Annotated in this window: 16 protein-coding genes; 10 read left to right on the top strand and 6 right to left on the bottom strand. The window is 32.5% G+C overall.

Translation table 11 applies throughout. The features are described from left to right. Nucleotides 1-2,013: 2,013 nt before the first annotated feature. The 10 genes from OPR37_RS02585 to OPR37_RS02540 all read left to right on the top strand — a co-directional run bounded on the left by OPR37_RS02585 (nt 2,014) and on the right by OPR37_RS02540 (nt 16,567). Complete coding sequence (locus OPR37_RS02585; RefSeq protein WP_264684993.1) at nt 2,014-4,128, top strand: AAA family ATPase; 2,115 nt, start codon at nt 2,014-2,016, stop codon at nt 4,126-4,128. Between the two features lie 542 nt (nt 4,129-4,670). Further along, the gene (locus OPR37_RS02580; RefSeq protein ID WP_262986641.1) at nt 4,671-5,420 is read left to right on the top strand and encodes an NTP transferase domain-containing protein; all 750 of its coding nucleotides are present in this window, start codon (nt 4,671-4,673) and stop codon (nt 5,418-5,420) included. Nucleotides 5,421-5,545: 125 nt separating this feature from the next. Beyond that, nucleotides 5,546-6,499, top strand: coding sequence for an NAD-dependent epimerase/dehydratase family protein (locus OPR37_RS02575; protein ID WP_264376250.1), 954 nt, complete (start codon nt 5,546-5,548; stop codon nt 6,497-6,499). Next, nucleotides 6,456-8,783 (top strand): glycosyltransferase, encoded by a 2,328-nt coding sequence (locus tag OPR37_RS02570; RefSeq protein WP_264683256.1) that lies wholly within the window; start codon nt 6,456-6,458, stop codon nt 8,781-8,783. The genes OPR37_RS02575 and OPR37_RS02570 overlap by 44 nt, the downstream gene beginning before the upstream one ends. Next, a complete protein-coding gene (locus OPR37_RS02565; protein WP_263858704.1) occupies nt 8,744-10,420 on the top strand; it encodes a WG repeat-containing protein in 1,677 nt (558 codons plus the stop codon). The genes OPR37_RS02570 and OPR37_RS02565 overlap by 40 nt, the downstream gene beginning before the upstream one ends. A 4-nt stretch (nt 10,421-10,424) precedes the next feature. Further along, the gene (locus OPR37_RS02560; protein WP_211908674.1) at nt 10,425-11,414 is read left to right on the top strand and encodes a phytanoyl-CoA dioxygenase family protein; all 990 of its coding nucleotides are present in this window, start codon (nt 10,425-10,427) and stop codon (nt 11,412-11,414) included. Beyond that, the gene (locus OPR37_RS02555; protein WP_211908065.1) at nt 11,415-13,190 is read left to right on the top strand and encodes an ABC transporter ATP-binding protein; all 1,776 of its coding nucleotides are present in this window, start codon (nt 11,415-11,417) and stop codon (nt 13,188-13,190) included. Nucleotide 13,191: 1 nt separating this feature from the next. Continuing rightward, on the top strand, nt 13,192-14,241 hold the full coding sequence (locus tag OPR37_RS02550; RefSeq protein WP_211908672.1) for a threonine aldolase family protein: 1,050 nt from the start codon (nt 13,192-13,194) through the stop codon (nt 14,239-14,241). Then, the gene (locus tag OPR37_RS02545; RefSeq protein WP_264376874.1) at nt 14,238-15,281 is read left to right on the top strand and encodes a threonine aldolase family protein; all 1,044 of its coding nucleotides are present in this window, start codon (nt 14,238-14,240) and stop codon (nt 15,279-15,281) included. The genes OPR37_RS02550 and OPR37_RS02545 overlap by 4 nt, the downstream gene beginning before the upstream one ends. A gap of 140 nt (nt 15,282-15,421) precedes the next feature. Next, complete coding sequence (locus OPR37_RS02540) at nt 15,422-16,567, top strand: MFS transporter (protein WP_264684991.1); 1,146 nt, start codon at nt 15,422-15,424, stop codon at nt 16,565-16,567. Between the two features lie 17 nt (nt 16,568-16,584). Here the strand turns inward: OPR37_RS02540 and OPR37_RS02535 are convergent, their stop codons facing one another. From OPR37_RS02535 to OPR37_RS02510, 6 genes are all read right to left on the bottom strand, one after another. Then, nucleotides 16,585-17,892 (bottom strand): UDP-glucose dehydrogenase family protein, encoded by a 1,308-nt coding sequence (locus OPR37_RS02535; RefSeq protein ID WP_264374470.1) that lies wholly within the window; start codon nt 17,890-17,892, stop codon nt 16,585-16,587. Nucleotides 17,893-17,939: 47 nt separating this feature from the next. Then, the gene (locus tag OPR37_RS02530) at nt 17,940-18,839 is read right to left on the bottom strand and encodes a DMT family transporter (protein ID WP_265016905.1); all 900 of its coding nucleotides are present in this window, start codon (nt 18,837-18,839) and stop codon (nt 17,940-17,942) included. Nucleotides 18,840-19,286: 447 nt separating this feature from the next. Further along, a complete protein-coding gene (gene wmk / locus OPR37_RS02525) occupies nt 19,287-20,180 on the bottom strand; it encodes a WO male-killing family protein Wmk (protein ID WP_262986400.1) in 894 nt (297 codons plus the stop codon). Nucleotides 20,181-20,229: 49 nt separating this feature from the next. Further along, nucleotides 20,230-21,156, bottom strand: a complete 927-nt coding sequence (gene wmk, locus OPR37_RS02520; RefSeq protein ID WP_264376254.1) for a WO male-killing family protein Wmk — start codon at nt 21,154-21,156, stop codon at nt 20,230-20,232. A 78-nt stretch (nt 21,157-21,234) separates the two neighbouring features. Next, a complete protein-coding gene (locus tag OPR37_RS02515) occupies nt 21,235-22,410 on the bottom strand; it encodes a hypothetical protein (protein ID WP_264376255.1) in 1,176 nt (391 codons plus the stop codon). Between the two features lie 99 nt (nt 22,411-22,509). Beyond that, the gene (locus OPR37_RS02510; RefSeq protein ID WP_264376256.1) at nt 22,510-23,172 is read right to left on the bottom strand and encodes a JAB domain-containing protein; all 663 of its coding nucleotides are present in this window, start codon (nt 23,170-23,172) and stop codon (nt 22,510-22,512) included. Nucleotides 23,173-23,297 lie beyond the last annotated feature (125 nt).

Genomic DNA, 23,297 nt, shown 5'->3' with positions numbered 1-23,297 from the left:
TATGCCTAAAGAACAAACAAATCATATCCTCTTTTTCCGGAATACTCAATAAATTGGCTGAAATCTTGAACGGAATACATATTGTAATTTAATTGTTAGGACATTTATATTATAAGCAAAGCAGAAATTTAATAACTAAAGGAGAAAACCTATGTTTTAAAGCTAGCCACAACTTTTAAGCAAAAAAATACTCCCCTGATTAAAGATCGCTTATAAAACAACTCTAAACTCAACTAAAAGGTATTTTAATTAATCTTACTATCACGAAAGAAACTTACATATAAGTTTAACACGGTTTTCATGCCTTGTAAAGAAAATTTTTTAAAAAGAATTTAACGTTTCCTGTCTCAAATCCTTTTTTTTTAGAGAGCTATCTATAAGAGTTAAAAAATTAAAGAATAAATAAGAATGAAAAATATAAAATATAAATAGGGTATTATTATATACCTTATTTTTATTATTTATAATAATAGGGTTTTTCTCTAAACTAAGAAACACTCAAAATCAGCCAAGGAACAGCCTTTTATGATATTATAGTAGTTTGCTTGACTTGTAACCTTAAATTATGTTAAACTCCCCTACAGTAGCCCACTTCTCAGCTTAATGAGATTTCATTTTCCAATCTAAAATGGCTTAAACTGCCAAAAGTCTATATAATCTCGAATCTAAAGTACTTAATTCACAAATAATTATTATTAATAGTTTTACTAATATAGCATTTTTACGGCTACCTCTTATAGACGGAAAATCTCTCACCTGGGTATATTGTAAACACGTTAAGCTCTATTAAAGTTTAATAGAAAAATCGTAATAAAAAAAATTTTAGAGCAATTCATATTTCAAACCACATTTACAGTATATATCTGTTATGGAGGAGAAGAAAAGTAGTAGATAGCTTATTTGATTATGTAAGTGTCTCATAAGGAAAGTATAGTATATTTTGCAACATAATGCAGATGCAACTTATAGGTGGCCTTTTTGTTTAAAGTTAAAATGAAATTAAATTTTGTAATTTTTTTGAGGAGTGTAAGTTGAGAGCAGAGCTAAATTTTCAATACCACCATTGTCCTTTACAGAATTTGCGTTACCTGTTCATTTTTGTAATTTCAATGAAAAATTTTTAGAGCAAATCATATTTCGGACTGCATTTTTAGTCGTTAGAAAAGTAGGTCATTTAGTGGAGTATGAAAGCGGAGTTGTGCAAAATTTTTTAAAAAAGTGAACAGTTTTTAGAATTTTTGTGAACATATATAGTAAGGAAATAGTGTAAGTTTAAAGTCAGATGTTTTTATAATAAGGAGTAAACGTGTTTTGGAAAAATTTCCCTCACTTCCGGAAAGATCGATAAGGGATCCGGTATACTATAGTCAATGGTACAGAAATATAAGCATCTCTTGAGTTATGTTAATAAGTGAACTTAGTTTATGCAGTAAGCAACTGTTATAAATTTTCTAGCATATAGGTATATTTACTTATTAAAGTAAGCTTCAAAATGCAAATCATTTGGCAAACCTACCAAATAACCAGATGAACTTACAAAGAGAAATACAAGAAAATCAATACCTTAAGAGAATTTCAAATGGCAAATAAAATTTCATTTGGCAAAATTGCCAATCGGCTCCAAAGCTGCGTATATGTGGAGGTTTAACCAAAATGTTAAATGGCAAATTTCCTTATATATAATATATATTACATACTATAAATATGTAATATATCAATGTGACAAAATAGAAGCATTATGATTATTTAATAGGAAGTTGACATAGTGAGGAAAATATTGTAGAATTATATTAGAGTATTTTGTCTTAAAAGAAGGAAAACCCTAAGAGCCTTCAATCTTACCTTTACTATAAACCTGAACTAACTTCCTTCACTTATTAATATATTTTTCAAGCTTTGCCAAGAGAACCACCTACTGCATTTTTTACTTCATGATAAGAGAACAAGACCGCAACCAATACAGCCTTGCTCAAAAACCTTTCAAACACTTAACTTTAAAAGGAGCTTCAACCTATGGTACAAGATTTTTTAACTGATGTCAAAGAAAAAAATACTTTAAATTATGATTTTAACAACGCTGTCTCACATTTAGAACCATTAGAGCAATTTGATGTAGAAGAAATAAAAAGACAACTATTATTAAACATCAGATCATGCCTTTCTTATTTATTTCCAAGAGGAACTTTTCATGGTGACAAATTTCAGATAGGTGATGTACAAGGTAATAAAGGCAAAAGCCTCAAAGTTGAATTAGCGTATGGCAAGGTCGGATTATGGATTGATTTTGCAACTGGGGACGGTGGTGACATTATTGATCTTTGGGCAGCTGCACATGGGAAAAACGCTAAAATAGAATTTGTTGAAGTAATTTCTTCGATAAGTGAATGGATAGGATGTAACAAGCGACCTACTAAAGAGCAAAAGAGAATAACTCAATGGGACTATCTCGATCAGGATAATCAGTTGATTGCCAGCAAATATCGTTATGATACTGCTTCAGGAAAAAGTTATCAACCATTTGATGCTAAAAAATCTACCTTTACTGCACCTGAGATCAGGCCTCTGTATAACATTCCAGGCATCACTAAATCTGATAGAGTGATATTGGTAGAAGGGGAAAAATGTGCTGAGCTACTCATAGAACAAGGGATCACTGCAACAACAGCAATGTTTGGAGCAAAAGCACCTATTGAGAAAACTGATTGGACTCCACTTAAAGGTAAACACATTATTATATGGCCAGATAACGATGATCCTGGAAAAGATTATGCTCAAGAAGCCGCAAAAAAGCTTTCTGGTTTTGGAGTTGCATCACTTTCTATTCTCAAGATTCCTCAAGATAAGCCAAAATCTTGGGATGCTGCAGATAGTGTGCTAGAAGGAATGAACGTTGAAGAATTTATCCTTAACAACAAAAGCCCTTATTCTTCAAGAAAGTCAAAAAGAATTGATACTACAGTTTGGACCAATATCCCTCCAGAAAGAAAGTGGGTTATTAAGGATTGGCTCCCTGTAGGAAGTGTTACAGCTCTTTATGGTGATGGTGGTGTTGGAAAATCTCTCCTTGCTCAACAATTAATGACAGCCGCTGCTTTTGGTAAACCTTGGCTTGGAATAGATCTGGAAAAAATAAAGACATATGGTGTGTTCTGTGAAGATGATGAAGAAGAACTTTGGCGTCGGCAATGCGCAATAAATGAATTTTATCAATCAGGTATGGAATCTTCTGATTTTCAGGATAATGTTGGCTTATGGTCACGAGCAGGGCACAATAATCAACTTATGGTTTTTAATAACAAAGATACTGGTCAATTAACTACGTACTTTCAAGAGTTACTTGAGGATATTGAATCGTTTCAGCCGAAGCTTGTGATATTAGATACAGCAGCAGACCTATTTGGAGGAAATGAAAACGACCGTTCTCATGTGAGACAATTTATTCAAGGTTGTTGTGGTCGAATAGCTCAAGCAATAAAAGGAGCTGTTTTATTACTTGCCCACCCTTCTGATGCGGGAATAATACGTAAAACTGGCACAGGCGGTTCAACAGCATGGAATAATACAGTAAGGTCTCGTTGGTATTTGACTAGACCAGATAAAGCTAATGCTTCTCCTGATGAGAGAATTTTATCGCGCAAAAAATCTAACTATTCGCAGTGCAATAACGGGCAAATGACACTTTACTGGAAAAATGGGGCATTTGTACATGACAATTCAGTTTTAAATTCAGAACCAATAATCAGAGATCAATATAGTAAAAAGTTGGATTTAGAACGGATGAGAAAACATGAGGTTATCTTGAATTTAATTCGCAGTAGCGCATATCAAGGTAATATTTATACTGCTGGACAATTTGCAAAGCGTTTTGAAGGAGAAGAGGGGCTTGGCAGTGAGCGCAATATTAGAGAAAGAATAAATAATCTTGCAACTCTTGGACAGATTAAATTCTTTCGTAATGCTGCAGGATATGGGACCAATTCTAAATATGGATTTCTTTGTGTGCAGGATATGGAATTTAAAGTTTCAGTAGGAGATAAAGTAGAGCACAAGTTAATAAAGCCAACACATTACTATCTACAAGCAAATGGTGCGGTCTTGCCTATTAAAGATTTAGATGTTTTGTGGTAATTTTTCAAAAAGTTTCTGAAAATAGCAATTACTTTTATTCAAATTTTCAGGATGTTGAGAGCATTTAAGAGGGGCAAGTGAGTTTTCTAAAAAACCTTCATACAAAATTTTCTTTACAATGAATAAAAATGACGATAAAATCATGTGCAAGTTTATTTTATACTAATAGAATTAGTATAAGTACATTTTATTCAAATTTTAAAGGGCATTACAGACGCTAAAGAGATACAATCGATTGGGTTGGACACACTCGCTTTAGAACTTAATTACAGGCTTTTTGGTGAATTAAGCAGTAGTTACCTTATTTCAAACAGAGTGGTCTAAGAGGTTTCATCAATAAAAACCATACTTGAAAGTAGCACACACTCAATTATAACTATGGGGCGTCTCTTTCTAAAATTTTACTTAAGAATTACTACAGATGCTAATTTAACGAATTTTGTCTGTTCGATGGTAGTTATTTTCCTCTAGAAAATCAAAGTGGACTTTACATCTTACTAATTATAAATTAACTTACTACCTAATCAATTCCTGAATTATGTATGAGTAAAATTTTGATAATATTAGCAGCAGGAAAGAGCAGTAGAATGAATTCTGAATATCCAAAAGCGTTGCACCAAGTGGGAAATCTTACTCTTTTAGAACATATAATTTCTAATGCAAAATCGCTGAGTCTAAAAAGCTTATCAATTGTTGTTAACAACTCCCTTCTAAAAGATTTAGAAAACTTTGATACTCTAAAAAGTATAATCGATCAATACAATATAAAACTAATAATTCAAGAAGATATTACAGGCACTGGCACTGCAGTTAAAATTGCTCTAGAAAATCTGGAGGAGTTATCTGATCAAGACATAGTTTTAATACAGTATGGAGACACTCCTTTTATATCTAGCGATACAGTTATGAAAATGACTGATTGTTTAAAGTATAATAATTTAGTTCTTCTTGGATTCAATAGTCAAGATGAACAATATGGAAGATTAGTAATTGATAATTACGGAAATGTTCAAAAAATCCTAAAAAATGGAGATAAAATGCTTCTTGCAAACTCTGGAATAATGGCTTTATATGCTAAAGATCTCTTTACCTTAGTAAAAGAAATAAAATTCAATAATTCGACCAATGAATATTGTCTTAATGATATAGTGCCCATTGCAGCAAACAATAACTTGAGTGTAGGTTATGTAGTTTCTGATGAAAGAGAAGCAATGGGAGTAAATAATAAAGAGGATTTGATTAAAGCCGAACACTATTTTCAAGAAAGAAGGCAGCCAACTTTTCTTTCATAACTACATTTTTTTATTCATTAATTTAAGTTGACATTTGTTTTATACTGGTTTTATAATACCTTTTGATTCTTACTTGTAAGATAATTGGTACGACAAATTTTCCTATTTGTAGTGAGAGGGTATACATGGGGATATTAATAACAGGTGCTGCAGGTTTGATAGGGTCAACCTTGGTGAAAAAGTTAGAAAACCAGGGCCATGAAGTAATAAGCTGTGATATTAGGTTTCGCAACAATCCACTCAGTTTTTTTTCAGAAGATATAGTACCACTACTTGCTAAGTGTACAGGAATTATTCATCTGGCTGCAATTTCTCGAGTTATACATGGTGAACTTTATCCTGAACTGTGTAAAAAAATTAATGTTGATGGTACAATGCAGTTTTTAGGGTTATGTAAGTCACTTCCAAATAAACCATGGTTTATATATGCAAGTAGTAGGGAAGTCTATGGAGAGCAGAAGGAACTGCCGGTTACAGAATCTGCTAGTATCGATCCAATAAATAATTATGCCAAAGGTAAAGCATTTATTGAGAAGCAAATAACAAGTTTAAAAGATTTTAATGTAGCAATATTACGCTTTTCAAATGTATACGGTGGTTTACTAGATCATAACAGTAGAGTAATTCCCGCACTCTGTATTAATGCATTAAGAGGTGATCCAATTAAAATAGAAGGTAAAGAATGTGTTTTTGATTTTACCTACTTGGATGATGTTATAGAGGGTATATGCTTAACTGTTAAATATTTACAAAGTGAAAAATCTTCTCTTCCTGCTATTCATCTTACTACTAATAGCCCATGTACTTTAGAAAACTTAGCAAAAACAATATTAAAAGTCACGAAAAGTGATTCTAGAATTGATTTTTATCCTCCAAGAAATTTTGACGTAACTAAGTTCCATGGTGATTTTACTAGAGCTAAAGAGCTACTTGGTTGGTCTCCAAAGCATTCATTAGAAGTAGGATTAAGCAATTTTATAAAAAGTCTACAAAACAATATACAAGAGTATCCTAACAATATAGATATGGTAATATATGAAAATATTAAAAGTTATTCATGGTTACCCTCCTTATTATAGCGCTGGTTCAGAGGTTTACAGCCAAACTCTTGCTCATGAACTAGCAAATAACAATGAGGTACAAGTATTTACTAGGTATGAAAATAGCTTTTTACCTGATTTTTATTACACTACAGTCCTAGATCGTAGTGATTCTCGAATCTTACTGCATTTAATTAATATACCCATAGCTAAATATCGTTATAAATTTATTAATGAAGAAGTAGATATAAAATTTAAAAGAGTAATAGATAACTTTCAGCCAGATCTTATACATTTTGGTCATCTTAATCATCTATCAATTACTTTACCAGAAATTGCTTTTAAAGAAAATATACCTACAATTTTTACGCTACATGACTTTTGGTTAATGTGTCCAAGAGGAAGGTTTATTCAACGCAATTCTGAAGATTTATTACAGCTTTGTGATGGACAAAAGGATCAAAAATGTGCAACCCAATGTTACAAGGGATATTTTACAGGAGATGAAGAATTCCTGAATTCAGACCTAAATTATTGGGAACAATGGGTTGCAACTAGAATGAAGCACACAAGGAAAATAATAGACTATATAGATTACTTTATTTCCCCATCGAAATTCTTGATGGATAAATTTACTCAGGATTTTTATGTTCCGATAAACAAAATTTCTTATCTTGATTATGGTTTTGATCTCAATCGTCTTAAGAATAGAAATAGAGTACAAGAAAAAGAGTTTATTTTCGGTTATATTGGTACTCATACTCCCGAAAAAGGTGTTGATCTATTATTGAAAGCTTTTTCTCACTTATCATCTAAAGCAAAACTTAGAATTTGGGGAGCAGCAAGAGAAGAAACTAAAGCTTTAAAAGCGATTGCCGATCAGTTTTCACCTGTTGTTAAAGAAAGAATAGAGTGGATGGGAAGTTATGATAATAAGAATATAGTTACTGACGTATTTAATAAAGTTGATGCAATAGTCGTTCCTTCAATTTGGGGTGAAAATTCACCGTTAGTAATACATGAAGCACAGCAACTTAGAATACCAGTTATAACAGCCGATTATGGTGGTATGGCAGAATATGTAAGAGATGGACTATTATTTAAGCACAGAGATGCAAGTAGTTTGTCAGAAAAAATGCAAGTCCTATCTACAAATCAGGAGTTATACAATAAACTTACCCAAAAAGGCTATCCTTATACTAAAAATGGAAATATACCTTCTATGAGTGAGCATATTGAGAAACTTAACAAGATTTACCGTAATGCTATTGAAAAGAAAGGCAAATCAGTAGCTGTTAAACCCGGTCCTTGGAGAATTACTTTTGATACTAATCCAGATTACTGTAATTTTGCTTGTATAATGTGCGAATGTTTTTCACCATACAGCAAAGTTAAAGAAGAAAAGAAAGCTAAAGGAATAAAACCTAAGATACTGTCGATAGAAACTATCAGAAAAGTAATTAAGGAAGCAGCTGACACACCTTTAAGGGAAATCATTCCTTCTACTATGGGTGAGCCTTTAATGTATAAAAGCTTTGATGAAATAATCAATTTGTGCCATGAGTTCGGCCTTAAGCTTAACCTCACAACCAATGGTTCTTTTCCCATTAAAAGAGCTAGAAAATGGGCTGAACTATTGGTACCAATTTTATCTGATGTTAAGATTTCCTGGAATGGGGCAACTAAAGAAACTCATGAAAGAATCATGAAAGGTTCAAAATGGGAAGTAGTGACAGAAAATTTAAAAACTTTCCTTGAAGTTAGAGATAAATACTTTAGCGATACAGGTGAAAGGTGTACCGTTACTTTACAATTAACATTTTTGGAAAGTAATTTACATGAACTCTATGACATAGTTAAGATGGCCATAAAAAACGGCATAGATAGAGTTAAAGGACATCATCTTTGGGCACATTTTGAGGAAATTAAGGATCTATCTATGAGAAGAGATGAGTTAGCAATTAGTAGATGGAATACAGAGGTGAGAAGGTTATATGAGCTTAGAGATAATATGCTATTACCAAATGGTAAAAAGATAAAATTAGAAAATTTTACAATTCTTTCTCAAGAAGGTATTAAGGATTTGGCTCCAGGTGGTCAATGCCCATTTTTAGGTAAAGAAGCATGGATAAACAATGAAGGAAAGTTTAGTCCTTGCTGTGCTCCAGATGAACTCCGTAAGACATTAGGAAATTTTGGTAATGTTAATGAGGTTAAACTCGAGGAAATATGGCAGAGTAGTGAGTACCTAAGCTTACAAAAGAATTATTTAAATTACAAATTATGCAAAACATGCAACATGAGAAAACCTTTGATCAATTAATCAAAGATAATCTTAAATCTATTAAAATTTCACCGTGTGAGAGTTTTCACGAATTACTAGGAAATCCTTTGTATGAAGATAGGTTTATAAAGGTTGGTAAATTTCATGAGCCCGGTCTTGCACCGGTTTATGATCAGACAGGTGCTTATCATATCAATGTAAGAGGAGAAGCAGTTTATCATCATAGATTTCTAAAAACTTTTGGATTCTACTTTAATAGAGCGGCCGTAGAAGATGATACAGGGTGTTACCATATTGATTCATCTGGATGTAGAGTATACAAACAGTCGTATCAATGGATTGGAAATTATCAGGAAGATATTTGTGTAGTTAGAAGACATGATAAATGTTTTCATATTAATTTAAATGGCAACAGGATTTATCAGGAGGAATATGATTATGTTGGAGATTTTAAGGATGGTATCGCTGTAGTCTATAAGGATGGTAAAGCTACACATATTAATCATCATGGAAAGTTAGTACATAATAAATGGTATAAAAAACTTAATGTTTTTCATAAAGGGTATTCTATTGCAGAAGATCAACATGGTTGGTTTCATATAGATATTAATGGTGATCCTGTTTACCAGCAGAGATTTAAAATGGTAGAAGCATTTTATAATGGGATGGCAAAAGTTGAAACTTTTGAAGGTGTGTTAGGACAAATCGATATTACCGGAAATGTAAAGTTTAGTATTTTTGATTTAGGTAAAGAATCTCAAGTGCATAGGATTTCTGCAGAACTTTCAGCCTTTTGGAAAACTTACCTAACAAGCGTTGCTATTGAACTTGATTTGTTAAATATTTTACCTGCAACTGTGCCGTTTTTATCTAAAAAGTTAAACATTATCGTACCAAATCTAGAAAGGCTGTTAAGGGCGTTGTGGGAAATAGGGTTTATTGATTACGATAAGGACGAGGACTTATGGAAACTATCATCAAAAGGTAAGTGTTTTAAGGAAATACCATTTTTGCCAAAAGCAGCAACAATGTGGGCAAGAGTTGCCGCTGAAAAGAATTGGTTAAAGATGGCCGATATACTAAAACAGAAGTCTATCTCTTCATTTGAATCTTTTAAGGAAAGAGAAGCATCAGAAGATAAGAAAATAGCATTTTACCAAGCATTACTAGGATATTCTAGGTTTGATACTAAAGAGTTTAATTCTAGAATTAATATAGATGATGCTAAGAATATATTGCTATTTGGTGTACACTCTTTATTTCTTGCTTATTCTGATATACACAATAAAGGTTCTATAGGCCTATATAACGAACATAAAGTACCAAGACAGTTAGTAGAAAATTTAAAAGTCAAACTTATAACTCAGGAAGAACTATCAGTTACAAATTATGAATTAGGTGTCTTTTGCCGCTTTCTACAGCACTATGATGATGATAAAGTATTGTCTTATTTAAAATTGGTCAAAGGAATATCTCGTATTTTATTGATAGAAACTATTTTAGATTACCGCTCTCCAACTGGAGGCTCTGTAGATATTAATGTCATGGTTGAAACAGGAGGTAAACTAAGAACATTAAACGATTGGGAAAAAATACTCAAACAAGTAAAAGGATTCAAAATTTTTGCTGTTTTACCTTTAACAGATTACTTATCAGTTATTGATGTCAGATGTTAATCACATGGAAACATTACAAAAAAATGGTTTTTTTATTATCAAAAATCTGGTTCCTTTAGAGCTAATAATTCAGTCTTTAAGTGATATAACAAATAAGATATCAAAGCTATCCCAAGAAATAAGTGTTTCAACTTCTGACTACTTAAACTGTACCGGCAGATGGGGCATGTTATCTCAAGTAACTAGAATTATATCTCAAGCATTAGATAAAATTATTAAAAATTACCTTGAAAAGTCACTTCAGTGTCAGATACTGCAGAAAAAATCAAATGTTATATGTAAAACTGCTGATTTAATAGATGCAGTTCCCTTTCACCAAGACATCTCCTATAGTTTCAATGATCCTTACCACTTTTCCGTTTGGTTAGCTTTGAATAATGTAAGTGAAACTTCAGGTGCACTACAAATTATAGAAAACAGTCATAAATGGGAAATACAGCCTTTAGTTGATTTTTGGTACCCATATTTTTTTGATCAGTACTCAAACAACCGAGAAAATTACAAAATTAAGTCACTACCTATTTCAGCAGGAGATGCGATAGTTTTTGATTCACGGTTATGGCATGGTAGTGATAAGAATACAGATGCTAAAGATAGATTTGCTTATGTAACAAGGTGGATTATAAAAGATCAAGACCTTCCCTATGTGCCAAAACCTCAGCCTTCAGTTTTTGGTATACTCAATTGTGGTGAGTTAACAGAATCTATACTGAGAGAATGCTTGTCATTGTTTGGCTACCAGGAAAGTATAAAAGCAAAAAACATGGAAGAACTTATCAAGAGCTGGTTAGCCTTTATTACAGATACAACTACAAATATTTCTGAGATCGACACTACTGAGGCTAAGCGAGATTTATATAAGCTGCTTATTCTAAATCAAGCATCAGCACTACATGATGCTGGAGACATCTCAGGAAAAATATACAAAAATTTATGGTTTTCACTACTTGTATTTCTCAATAAAAAAGTCAACGTAGTGGAGCTAGCATTGTAAATGAACAGAAGTAGAGTTGATAGCTTCAAATGTGTATTGATGTTCATCTTGAATATAGTATCTAAATTCAAGCTTAATGTACTTATAATGTCTTTAGTTGCTCTGGTGGTAGCTGTTGATTTGTCTTTTAGAAAGTATTTAGTAAAAAATATTCTAGATACAGCTGTAAAATATCAGGAAGGTAATGTAATTGAAAATCTTTTATTACCTGTAAGCGCTTATCTTGGTATGGCATTACTTATCACTACTGCTTTTAGATTCTATGGCTATTTTGTTGACATTCGAATGTTTACCTTAATGCGTCAAAAAATAGCTGATATGTCTTTTTGTAGGCTACTCCAACAAGACCATTCCTATTATCAGAACAATTTATCCGGAAGTTTAGTACATAAGGCCAGTAACTTAATGGATAGTGTGATAGAGTTAATAAGATTGCTTATAGATTGTTTTTTCGGTTACAGCATAGCATTAGTCTTAGCTATTTATACCTTATCATTAGTAAACATAAAATTTGCAATCGCCACATTCACTTGGGTAAGCATTTTTATTTTAGTATCGATTTTCAGCTTTCGTGTACTTACTGAACTAGCTGATAATTACTCTAAACAAAATTCACAAGTAATAGCTAGTATAGCAGATAGTATTTTAAATGTTATATCAGTAAGGCTATTTTCTCAGCAAGCACATGAGAGACACAAATTTTTTCAAATATGCAAGAAAAGAACTATTGCAGAGAGAAAATTACAATGGGCATACTTTTGTCTTTGGTTTATATATGGCTATTCATTTGATATACTCCAAGCAGTAAACTTGTACTTTTTAATTTATGACTATCAATTGAACAAAATTGCAATAGGAGATATTGCTCTTGTACTTGGAATTAATATATCGATTATAGAGTTTCTTAACCATCTAACTAGGAATCTTACCCAATTTTCTACTCATTTCGGCAAAGTTTCAGATGCATTGCCAATCTTGACTACTGTACCAGAAATTCAAGATAAGGAAAATGCTAAAGAATTAAATTTATTAAGTGGAAGAATAACGTTTAACAATGTTTCTTTTTCTTATGAAGGTCAGGAGCCATTATTTCAAGATTTCTCAGTTACCATTAATCCTTGCGAAAAGGTAGGTCTAGTTGGTTATTCTGGAGGTGGTAAATCTACTTTTATAAACTTAATTCTAAGGCTATTTGATGTTAAAAAAGGTAATATACAGATTGATAATCAAATAGTATCAGAAGTTACACAGAGTTCTTTGAGGCAACAAATATCTGTAATACCTCAAGACCCATTGTTATTTCATGATACTATTTTAGCAAACATCATATATGGTAGACTTCAATCTACTATCGAAGAAATAATGAGAGCTGCAAAGCTGGCTGGTATTCACGATTTCATTATGACTCTACCAGATCAATATGGAACTACAGTCGGAGAAAAAGGCATCAAGCTATCTGGAGGAGAAAGACAAAGAATAATAATAGCCAGGGCATTTTTAAAAAACGCTCCAATATTATTTCTCGATGAACCAACTAGTCAGTTAGATTCTATAACAGAAAAAACAATTCAAATGAGTTTATTCAAATTGATGAAAAATAAAACTACGATTACTATAGCACACCGTATTTCTACACTTTTACACATGGACCGAATTCTAGTATTTAACAAAGGAAAAATTGTCCAAGATGGTAAACATGCTGAATTAGTTTCTAAGCAAGGTCTTTACAAGGAACTTTGGAATGCTCAAATTGGTTGTTTGAATGGCAAAAAATAAGATGGAAAAAATTATTGATCTGAGAAGTGACACTACAACTCTGCAGGGCTCCAACGTTATACATGCAATAAGTAATGCAACTGTTGGAGATTTTGCTTATGGTGAAGACAAAAGCTGTAATGACTTATCAGAATATTGCAAACAATTATTCAAAGTAGAAGAAGCATTATTTGTAACCAGCGGTATGCTTGCAAATAGATTAGCCATTGCCAGTCAAACAAGTCCTGGTGATGAACTAATAACTCATTATAATTACCACGTTAATTTTTTCGATAGCGCAGGCAATGCAAAAGTAAATAATATCGTATTTAATTGTATTAGAAATAATAGCGGAATCTTAGATGTTGATGAAGTAGAATATGCTATTAATTCTAAGCCGAGGTATAAAATTTTTGCTCAGGTGAGTCTTGTTTCTATAGAAAATAGTATAAATGGGTTTAATGGTAAAATTTATCCTTTTGAAAAACAAGTCGAGTTATATCACTTTTTAAAAGCTCACAATGTAAATCTTCATTTAGACGGTGCAAGAATATTTAATGCTCATATCGAAACAAATATTGCTTTAGCAGATTATGCTAAATATGTGGATACAATGAGCTTTTCTTTTACTAAAGGACTTGGCGCTCCTTTTGGTTCAATGCTTATGGGTAAAAGAGAGATAATTGAAAGGGCTAAAAAGCTACAGGTTTGGCTAGGTAGTGGTTATCATCAGATAGGGTATTGTGCTAATGCAGCAAAATACGTACTACAGAATAATATCTCTAGGCTTAAAGAAGATAATAAGCTCGCTAAATTGTTTGCAGATAAGATTAAAGAAATTCCACACATAAAACTGGTACTACCTTATCCAGAAACTAATATAGTAAGCTTCAGTATAAAAGCACTAAATGTAACTAATGAGGTTTTCTTGAGTAAGTGCCAAGCTTATGGTTTATTGCTTTTTCCTTGGCTCGAGTCTCATATAAGAGCAGTTACCCATCTTGGCACAAAGGAAACAGAAATCATGAAAGCTGCTGAAATTATAAAGGAGGTTGTGTTAAATTTAATATGAGAATAAAAATAGATTTCTTTAGCGATTCAAACACTGACCCTTCAGCTAAAATGAGGGAAGCGATGGCTAAAGCAAAAGTTGGAAACGAAGCTGCATGTGAAGATCCAACTGTAAACGAATTAGTGGCAACCGCATGTAAAATATTAGGTAAACCTGCAGGAATCTTTTTGATTTCAGGAACGATGTCCAATGTAATTGCTTATAAAGTACACATTCAAAGACCTGGTGATTACTTGCTGCTTGATGAAACTTCACATCCACTCATAGTACAATCTGGCTTGATCGCAGCCCAGGCACATGCCACTCCTTTGCCCATCAAAGGTACGAGAGGAATATTTACTGGAGAACAAATTGTTGAGTTTATTACTCGTCCTAGTTTAAGAAATATTCCGAGAGTTGGGCTTGTTTCTATCGAACAAACGACAAATTTTGGTGGTGGAGCTGTGTGGCCTTTAGAATATATTCAAGAGATCTCAAGTCTCTGCAAAGAGAATGACGTATTCACTCATTTAGATGGAGCAAGACTGTTCAACGCTTGTGCTCATACTAAAATATCTCCAAAAGAGTATGCAAGTTATTTTGATTCGATATTTATTGATTTTAGTAAAGGATTAGGTGCTCCAATGGGCGCAATATTGCTTGGAAGTGAAGATTTTATTGAAAAAGCTTGGTACTATAAGTTTCAAATTGGCGGAGGTATGCACCAAGCTGGCATTATTTCAGCTGCATGTTTATATGCTCTACATAATAATGTAAATTCTTTAGAAGAAGATCATAAAAAAATGCAGCACCTTATAGAAGGCCTAGGCTCTATAGATCAAGTTATAATTGATATCGACCTGTATAAAACTAATATAGCGTATTTTTCATTACGTACTAATTGTATATCTACTCAAGAATTAATAAACGTACTAATGACAAATTATGGAATTAGAATGGCTAACATCAAAGGTAAAATCAGAGCTATAACACATAGAGATATAAGCTATGAAGATATTAATACTACTGTATCTGCTATAAGAAAGATACTAAGTAAGTAATTTTCTGCACTAATTGTTTGCAAACTTCTTGTCAAACAATATTATACCAATATAGTATTATGCTAGCATCTGCATAGAGCTATTTGGGAATAGGTGTGAACTTTGTCTTCTTTCAATATTTACTATTCTTCTGTGGATATATGCTGCTTTATTTATCAAGACAAAGTATACCAATTGCTCTACCACTGTTAATAGATACTGACCATGTAAAATTAAGCTATTTTTTTGCCTGCTTTTCTTTTTTTTATGGAGTATCAAAATTTGTTAATGGAATAATCATGGACTCCAAAAATAATCCATTATTTATGTTTGGGCTATGCAATATTGCAACTGGATTATTAACCATTGGTATAACTTCATCATATAATAATCTAACTTTATTACTGTTAACATTAATATTATTAGCTTGGACACAAGGGTTAGGTTGGCCAGCTATTACCAAGTTTATGGTTACAAACTCTAGCATCTCTTCAATTGCATCATCATGGGGAGTTATGAGCGCATCTCAGCAACTTGGTTCTTGTATTACTTTAATTGTATTACCAAGTATAATTAAAATATATGATGCAAAAAGTGCATTTTTGTACTCTGGTCTCTTATGCTTACTTTTTGGAATTTATACAATATTAAAAGCATATTACAAAGAAAGTGCCAACTTTACTACCTATTATAAGGTGCAGAAATCTCAAATAGGTATCAAGGTAACAAGTTCCATATGGTTTCTATGTTGTGCTACTTTTTGTGCTTATATTATAAAAATGGGAATCTTTTTTTGGTTTCCTATAATTTTAATGGATAAATTACAAATTTCTCTTGTACAATCCTCACTAATAACAGGCGTATATGATTTAGGTGGAATCCTTGGAACTTTAATCACAGGAAGAATTAGTGATATGTACTTCTTTCAAAATAGAAGCTTGCTGGCATCACTTTATATGTTGGGTATAGCACTAACTTTTATTGCAATGAACTTTGGTCAAAACATAATTCTTATGAACCTTGGTGCAATCTTATCAGGATTCTTTATATTTGGAGTGCAAGTACTGACAGGTGTTATAGCTGTAGAAATTGCTCCACAAAATAATGTATGTGCAATTGTAAGCTTAACAGGATTATTTGGGTATATTGCAAGTTCAATATTTTCATGCGTGCTCTTAGGAGTACTTGTTAAGCACTGTGGTAACAGTATTATGTTTTCATTTTTTTCCATTTGCTCTGTTGTTGCACTCGTTTGCTTTTCCATACTATCAAGCAAAGATCTAAAAAAACTAAGTAAAGCGGTGTAAAAAAAATTTCTCAACAGTTAAACTTTGTAGATAGATTTTTTACCCAAGGAATAAACATGGTAACCATATCTTAGTAATAGCTCGCTATCTAATAAATTACGGAAATCAAAAACATTAGGTGCAGCCATAATACTCTTTAAACTTGCAAAATCTTGATTTTTAAATTCTTTCCACTCCGTTAACAATAACAAGGCTTCCGCGTCCCTTGCAGCCCCTATAGCATTGTCCGCGTATTCTATATCCTTTAGAACTTGCCTAGCATTATCCATCCCCATTGGGTCATATGCAGTAATTTTAGCCTTGTTATTCACTAACAATTGTGCAATATCTATAGCTGGGCTATTTCTTACATCATCAGTACCAGACTTAAAAGTTAGCCCCCATATTGCTATTTTTTTATTTTGGACTCCATTTAATACATATTCTACCTTTTTAGCAATGTTTGTTATATGATTATAGTTAGATTCTTTAACTGAATTTAAAATTTGTAGCTTAACATTGTGGTCTTCAGCAAGCCTTAATAAAGCTGACAAATCCTTAGGAAAACATGATCCTCCAAATCCTGGACCAGCTTTGAGAAATTCCTTACCTATTCTATGGTCCATTCCCATACTGTTAGCTAAAAGGTCAATGTCTGCTCCTAATAGCTCACATAAACCTGCCATCTCATTGATAAAAGCAACCTTTGTTGCTAGAAAAGCATTAGAAGCATATTTAATCATTTCAGCAGTAACTGTATCAGTGACTATTAACGGAATATTCTTATCTATAAATGATCTATATATAACTTCTAGTTTTGCCCTAGCTAGCTTAGTTTTTACTCCTATTATTATCCTATCTGGGTATAAAAAATCTGATACTGCAGAGCCTTGCTTGAGAAACTCTGGATTAACTCCTAAATCAAAGTTATAGCCCTTATTAGATAAATAATTATGTATATTTTCTGCAGTACCAGGAGGAACAGTTGACTTTATCACTATTAAGCAATCTTGATTAACTCTCTCAGAAACTTCACTTACTGCATTATATACATTCTTTAAATTTGCATTTCCTAGGGAGTCTGATGGAGTATCTACAGTTATAAATACTACTTCTGTATTGGGATTTATTTGAAAATACGAATCGAAAAATCTTATCCTTTGTGACTTTATATTATTCTCTAAATAATCTGCTAATCCAGGTTCATATAGAGGAATTTTCCCTGATTTCAAAAGTTCAATCTTCTCAGTATTTATGTCAATGCAATCAACTTTATGGCCCTGCTCAGATAACATTGTACCAGATACTAATCCTACATACCCTACTCCTATAATAGTTATGTGCATTTTATTATCACCTTAAAAATATAGCTTAGCATCTAAAATAAATACCATTAACAATTATAAACTTTTGTTGTTACATTATTTTTCTTAATTGCCTTACCTTCCGAATAAGCTATAAATAAGGTTGATGGTATTAATATCAAAGTACCATATAAAGCACTTTTATCAGGTAATTCATTAAATATAACGTATGCTACTATTGCAGAAATTATTAGCTCTATGTATCTATACGGTGCAAGTGCAGTAGCATCAGTAAGAGCAAAAGCTTTTAACATGAAGAACAGAATTAGGTTTGAACTTATTCCTAAAATCAGCAGTAATATTAATTCTGACAAGGAAGGCATATGCCAATAAAATAACAAAGATGGAGTGGAAAAAACTGTTGTTGTTAGAGCTGAGTAAAATAATATACTTATTATTGACTCCTTCATTACAAGCTTCTTATTAAGTACATCCAGTGTAGCGAAGATTAATGCGGATACAATAAAAATAAGAATTTTAGGATTAAAATCCTCACTATAAGCTTTAGTAGTAATAGCAATACCAATAAAACCAATGACAGCTACTACCCATCTTTGCCAAATTATATTTTCTTCCAGCAAAGGAATTGCAAGAAGCATAACAAATAATGGTATTGAGAAACCTATAATTGTTGCAGTTACTATTGGGCAAATAGTCAACCCGTAGGTCCATAAGGTCATTCCACAAAACAACAATGCACCTCTAGTTATTTGAATAGATATTCGACTTGTTTTACAAACTCCTATTCCATAGTAAAATATAAAAGGTATAAGAGTAATAGTGCTAAATAAAAAACGGAAAAAGATTATCTCAAAACTTTGAAGGTGTAAACCGAGACACTTTGATATAGTATCATTAACTACACTACTAAGTAAACTGAGTATAAACCAGGTAACTCCAAGCAAATAAGCTCTTAGTCTGTGATCCATAAAACTCCAAATTTAATATTTTATGAGATAACTTTACTGTACAAAAGATCAATAATAGAAAAGGTTTCTTCTATCTACTGTTTAACCATATTCATAAATATTTAGTAGAAATAATTTGAGAAGTGTTATATAAAATGCAGCTTTATTGCATAATTTTAATAAACAGAAATGCTAACTAATTTTTTTGTAATATATGATAATACTTGCGAATACTATCACATTATCAGGAAAAGTAATAGGGAGTACTGACGGCTGTGCCAACTAGCTCCTCTGCTAGCATTAGCAATATGTGTTTTCAGCATCAATTTTAAAAGCATTAAATTTGAAGTTTATCAAACAACACGAATTAGCAGCAAAACTTTATGAAAATGCTTCAGTTGAGTCAGCTAAACAAGGATTTAGAATGGTTAATATATTGACTATTTTTACTTGTATCTTAAACACAATTCAATTTTCACACTCATCGGCAGTTAGGCCACTTGCTCGCAAAATAACATCAGTAGAAACACCCGCCTTCACTAGATTTTTCGCAACCTTGATCTTTTCTGTTTTTTTAACTTTCTCTTTGCTATTCTTCATATCCCTAGATAAAAATTTCTTCACTAATTCTTGCTCTTCAGTTTTTCTTAGTAAATTAAGTAGTTCACTATCTTCATTTGTTTTAGGCAGCAGAACTTTAATATTCACTGATAATCCTTCTGCTATTTGATATAATTTGTCAAATGATATGGCAGTGTATCCTATTTCATACTCGTGTATTTCCTTGAGTGTTAAACCAACTTTGTTTGCTAAATCTTTCTGAGTATACCTTTTTATCAATCTCCATTCTCTTATTCTTTGCCCTATTCTGTAGTATATAGAATCAGTGCAGACTTCTTTCTCTGTATTATCATACTCGTAAATAGATAAGCCGGTTGCTTGGGAAATTATGTCAACTGAAACCCCTTCTTTCACTAGATTTTTTGCTATTTCCAACCTTGCCTCTTCTTGATTAATTTTTTCGCTAATATGAACAAACCTGACTAATGAAGGTACTATTTTGCCTAACTTTTGATTCTCGTATATTTTCGTTAGATAGAGTATTTCCTCGTCTTCATAGCTGTCTTCCCTTACTATTACTGGTTCAGGTAATAAATCTACAACGTCAACTGATAATACTCTTGCTATTATATATAGTACTTCAATTGGAATAGGAATATACCCATCTTCATAGCTGTTTACTTCTTGGTATGTTAAACCTATTTGACTTACTAATCCTATTTGAGTATGCCCTCGCATTAACCTACAATTTTCTATTCTTTGCCCTATTCCGTAACTAACATTGCTTGCAGAAACAAACATTTATCCTCCATTTAAGAAAAAAACTTTATTGCTATAATTTTTTTACGAGCTATCCATCTAAAACCATATCAATAGATAAACCTACCGCTTGCAAAATAGTATCAATAGAAATTCCCCCTTTTACTAGATCCTTTGCAACTTTAATCCTTTCTATCTCTCTCACTTTCTCCTCACAAATACGTATCCCTTCAAACAAAGATTTTATTAGTGCATGACGTAGTTCTTGGCTCTCAATTTCTTTGTATTCTTTAATCAAATTCGGTAGCTCATTTTCCACTTTACTACCTTCATCTTCCTCTGTTAGTAGATCTGTAATACTAATCGATAATGTTTCTGCTATCTCATATAATTTTCCCAGTGGAGTAGCTACGCGTCCTTGTTCATAGTTGCTTATTTCGTCACGTGTTGTACTCATTTTCTCCGCTAAATCCTTTTGAGTATACTCTCTCACTAGTCTCCATTCCTTTATCTTTTTGCCTATTTGGTAGTAGATAGAACCAACTTTTTCTTCAACACATTCATCAGCAGACAGACCAATTGTTTTTGCAACAATATCAACAGAAACTCCTGCTTTAACCAGACTCTTTGCAATTTTTATTTTTTCCGATTTTCTACTACTTTTCTCACTAACTTGGACAAATTTGGTTAGCAAACAAAACATCTTACGTAACTCCTGATCGTTAATCTTTTTATATTCTCTTACTAGATTTAATATTTCTCCTTCCTCATTTTTAAAGCCGATTTTCTCCTTTGATGCAGGAATGAGATCGGTAATACTTACTGACAATGCATCTGCTATAGCGTACAGCCTTTCGATTGAAATTCTACGGTTCCCTTTTTCATATTGCAGTATTACCCAGTACTTTACACCAATTTTCTCTGCTAAATCTTTCTGAGTGTACCCTCGCTCTAACCTCCAATTTTTTACTTTTTGCCCTACCTCACAGTCTAGACTTTTTTCCACGCAAAAAACCATATATATAATATTTTCTACTATAGCTCAGATATAACGGTAGAAAAAACCTCTGGAACCTTAAAGTTTGCTGTAGACGCATTAAAGTTCCCTAAAGGTTTCTTTACTACCTCCACATACCCTATTTACCCATGAAGACAATACTTCATCATTGCTAATCTCTTTTATAGCATACTTTTCACTCCATATGCCACATCTAGTGAAACTACCTTTTTCTACTGCTTCTTTAACCGTTATTCCAGCAAAAAGACAATTTTTTCCTATTTCTTCGCCTCTTTTTTCTAACTCAGCCCACATTTCCTTATTTGCTATTCTCACTTGCACCTGATTTGCATCTTGGTACAATATGATATTTAGCTTGCCAGCGCTTGTAGGAAATTCTAATACAATAGAGCTTCCATCTGACATATCGGTATAGTTTCTTATACCTCCCTTCTCACTTTTAACCTCAACTGCATTATTACCAATTTTTAAAATATTACTTCCTAACTCTCTCAGTATTTTTGCTACCTCTACCTTGCTATTATCAGAAAATTCTATATACGATGTTGTATTGTCTATCTCGATATCTATTAATTCTCCTTCTTGAACAGCACTTTCGCCAGCCTTCTCTAGTTCTTCTAGCTGCCTATCTATCTGTGGCTGAACTTCTGGTTGTAGCTCATTATAGATTTCACCTATCAATTTATTCTCCAATAAAGTATCATGAAACTCTGCACCGTTTAGCATTAATTTACGTATTAGCTTTTTACGATCAGCCTTATCAAATTTATGAAAATGTGTGCCCAATATTACATACTCAGCAAAGCTCCATTCCCCATCATTACATGCATTTAGCCTTCCTCCAGATGCTAATACTTGGTCTATGGCTTTATGCAATTCATTTACGCTTTTTGCCTCTACTACAGAACTCTTAAACCAGCTTAACTTTTCACTTTCGCTTGCATTTGGCTTTATTTTTTTCAAAGCTGAAGTAAATGGATTTAAATATTCTGCTTGATCGTTTAAAGGTTTTGTACCATATATATAATCAAGCCCTTTTCCATAGTTGATTTGAACGTCTCTATTAGAGGAGGGCACTTCTCCAGGTTTTTTAGCCTTATTAATTTTGCTTACAAAAGTAGGCTGCTGGCTAGTACGACCAATTCCTACAATAGCATTTAACATCTCACCTTTTGATAATTTATCAAGATCAATGTTTAATTCGTAAGTACCTCCCTTTTTATCATTAAAAGGTACAATTATCTTATTACCCATATTAGCCTCCGCTATTAAATATACTTTTTAAGTGTATAGTTGTTATACACTCTACTACTCATTATAAATTATAGTGAGTAGATTTACAAATACTTTCTACTATAACAATCCGTTTTCTCGAAAGCTGAAATAGCCTCCACTTGTGATGATAATATGGTCAAACAATTTTATGCTTACAGTACTACATGCTGCTGCTAAGCTCTTTGTTACTGCTTGATCTTCTTCTGAAGGTTCTAAACTTCCCCCAGGATGGTTGTGTGACATTATTACTAATGTTGCATTCTTTATTAATGCTTTTCTTATAATTTCCTTTATGTATACTGGTGCTTTTTCCATTTCACCAATATAGGATTCTTCTCCGATTAGTTGGCGCCTTTTATTCAAGTACAGTATTTTTACACATTCCCTCTCTGCATGACCTATACTTACGTTCAAGTATTCTACTAGCCCTTGTAAGTCCATGATTGGTTCTCCCTTGAGCTTTTCTCTCAGTACCCTTTCTAGTGTTTCCTTAACGCACATAATCATTGCTACTGCAGAATCAGTTACTCCTTCTATGACTTTCAGGTCATCCATTTCTCGACCTAAAATCCTTCCTACTCCTGCATAAGTATTCACCAGATTTTTAGCAATTTCTTGAGCTTGTGGCCTTTCATGTACTGCACTTAAAAATGTTTCCATTATTTCACGATCAAGTAGTGCTTTGCCTTTGCTTTCTAATATTCTGAATTCGATTTCTTCTTTATTCTTATTATTATTCATATAATTTACCCTTCACTAACAACAAACTTTTTTTTAATATTTACTGCTTTATCAGCATTGGCATAGAGCCATAGCTTCCGAGTGAAGTCAAATCAATTTTTCAATCTTTTTTACTTATTTTTTCA

The sequence above is a fragment of the Wolbachia endosymbiont (group B) of Lycaena phlaeas genome, from assembly GCF_947251875.1.
Taxonomy (GTDB): Bacteria; Pseudomonadota; Alphaproteobacteria; order Rickettsiales; family Anaplasmataceae; genus Wolbachia.
This window is presented reverse-complemented; position numbering and strand designations above follow the sequence as displayed.

What these genes read in the sequence shown, in the direction of transcription:
- OPR37_RS02585 (WP_264684993.1), top strand. Translation starts at nt 2,014, where the DNA reads ATGGTACAAGATTTTTTAACTGATGTCAAAGAAAAAAATACTTTAAAT.
- OPR37_RS02580 (WP_262986641.1), top strand. Translation starts at nt 4,671, where the DNA reads ATGAGTAAAATTTTGATAATATTAGCAGCAGGAAAGAGCAGTAGAATG.
- OPR37_RS02575 (WP_264376250.1), top strand. Translation starts at nt 5,546, where the DNA reads ATGGGGATATTAATAACAGGTGCTGCAGGTTTGATAGGGTCAACCTTG.
- OPR37_RS02570 (WP_264683256.1), top strand. Translation starts at nt 6,456, where the DNA reads ATGAAAATATTAAAAGTTATTCATGGTTACCCTCCTTATTATAGCGCT.
- OPR37_RS02565 (WP_263858704.1), top strand. Translation starts at nt 8,744, where the DNA reads ATGCAAAACATGCAACATGAGAAAACCTTTGATCAATTAATCAAAGAT.
- OPR37_RS02560 (WP_211908674.1), top strand. Translation starts at nt 10,425, where the DNA reads ATGGAAACATTACAAAAAAATGGTTTTTTTATTATCAAAAATCTGGTT.
- OPR37_RS02555 (WP_211908065.1), top strand. Translation starts at nt 11,415, where the DNA reads ATGAACAGAAGTAGAGTTGATAGCTTCAAATGTGTATTGATGTTCATC.
- OPR37_RS02550 (WP_211908672.1), top strand. Translation starts at nt 13,192, where the DNA reads ATGGAAAAAATTATTGATCTGAGAAGTGACACTACAACTCTGCAGGGC.
- OPR37_RS02545 (WP_264376874.1), top strand. Translation starts at nt 14,238, where the DNA reads ATGAGAATAAAAATAGATTTCTTTAGCGATTCAAACACTGACCCTTCA.
- OPR37_RS02540 (WP_264684991.1), top strand. Translation starts at nt 15,422, where the DNA reads ATGCTGCTTTATTTATCAAGACAAAGTATACCAATTGCTCTACCACTG.
- OPR37_RS02535 (WP_264374470.1), bottom strand. Translation starts at nt 17,892, where the DNA reads ATGCACATAACTATTATAGGAGTAGGGTATGTAGGATTAGTATCTGGT.
- OPR37_RS02530 (WP_265016905.1), bottom strand. Translation starts at nt 18,839, where the DNA reads ATGGATCACAGACTAAGAGCTTATTTGCTTGGAGTTACCTGGTTTATA.
- wmk (WP_262986400.1), bottom strand. Translation starts at nt 20,180, where the DNA reads ATGTTTGTTTCTGCAAGCAATGTTAGTTACGGAATAGGGCAAAGAATA.
- wmk (WP_264376254.1), bottom strand. Translation starts at nt 21,156, where the DNA reads ATGGTTTTTTGCGTGGAAAAAAGTCTAGACTGTGAGGTAGGGCAAAAA.
- OPR37_RS02515 (WP_264376255.1), bottom strand. Translation starts at nt 22,410, where the DNA reads ATGGGTAATAAGATAATTGTACCTTTTAATGATAAAAAGGGAGGTACT.
- OPR37_RS02510 (WP_264376256.1), bottom strand. Translation starts at nt 23,172, where the DNA reads ATGAATAATAATAAGAATAAAGAAGAAATCGAATTCAGAATATTAGAA.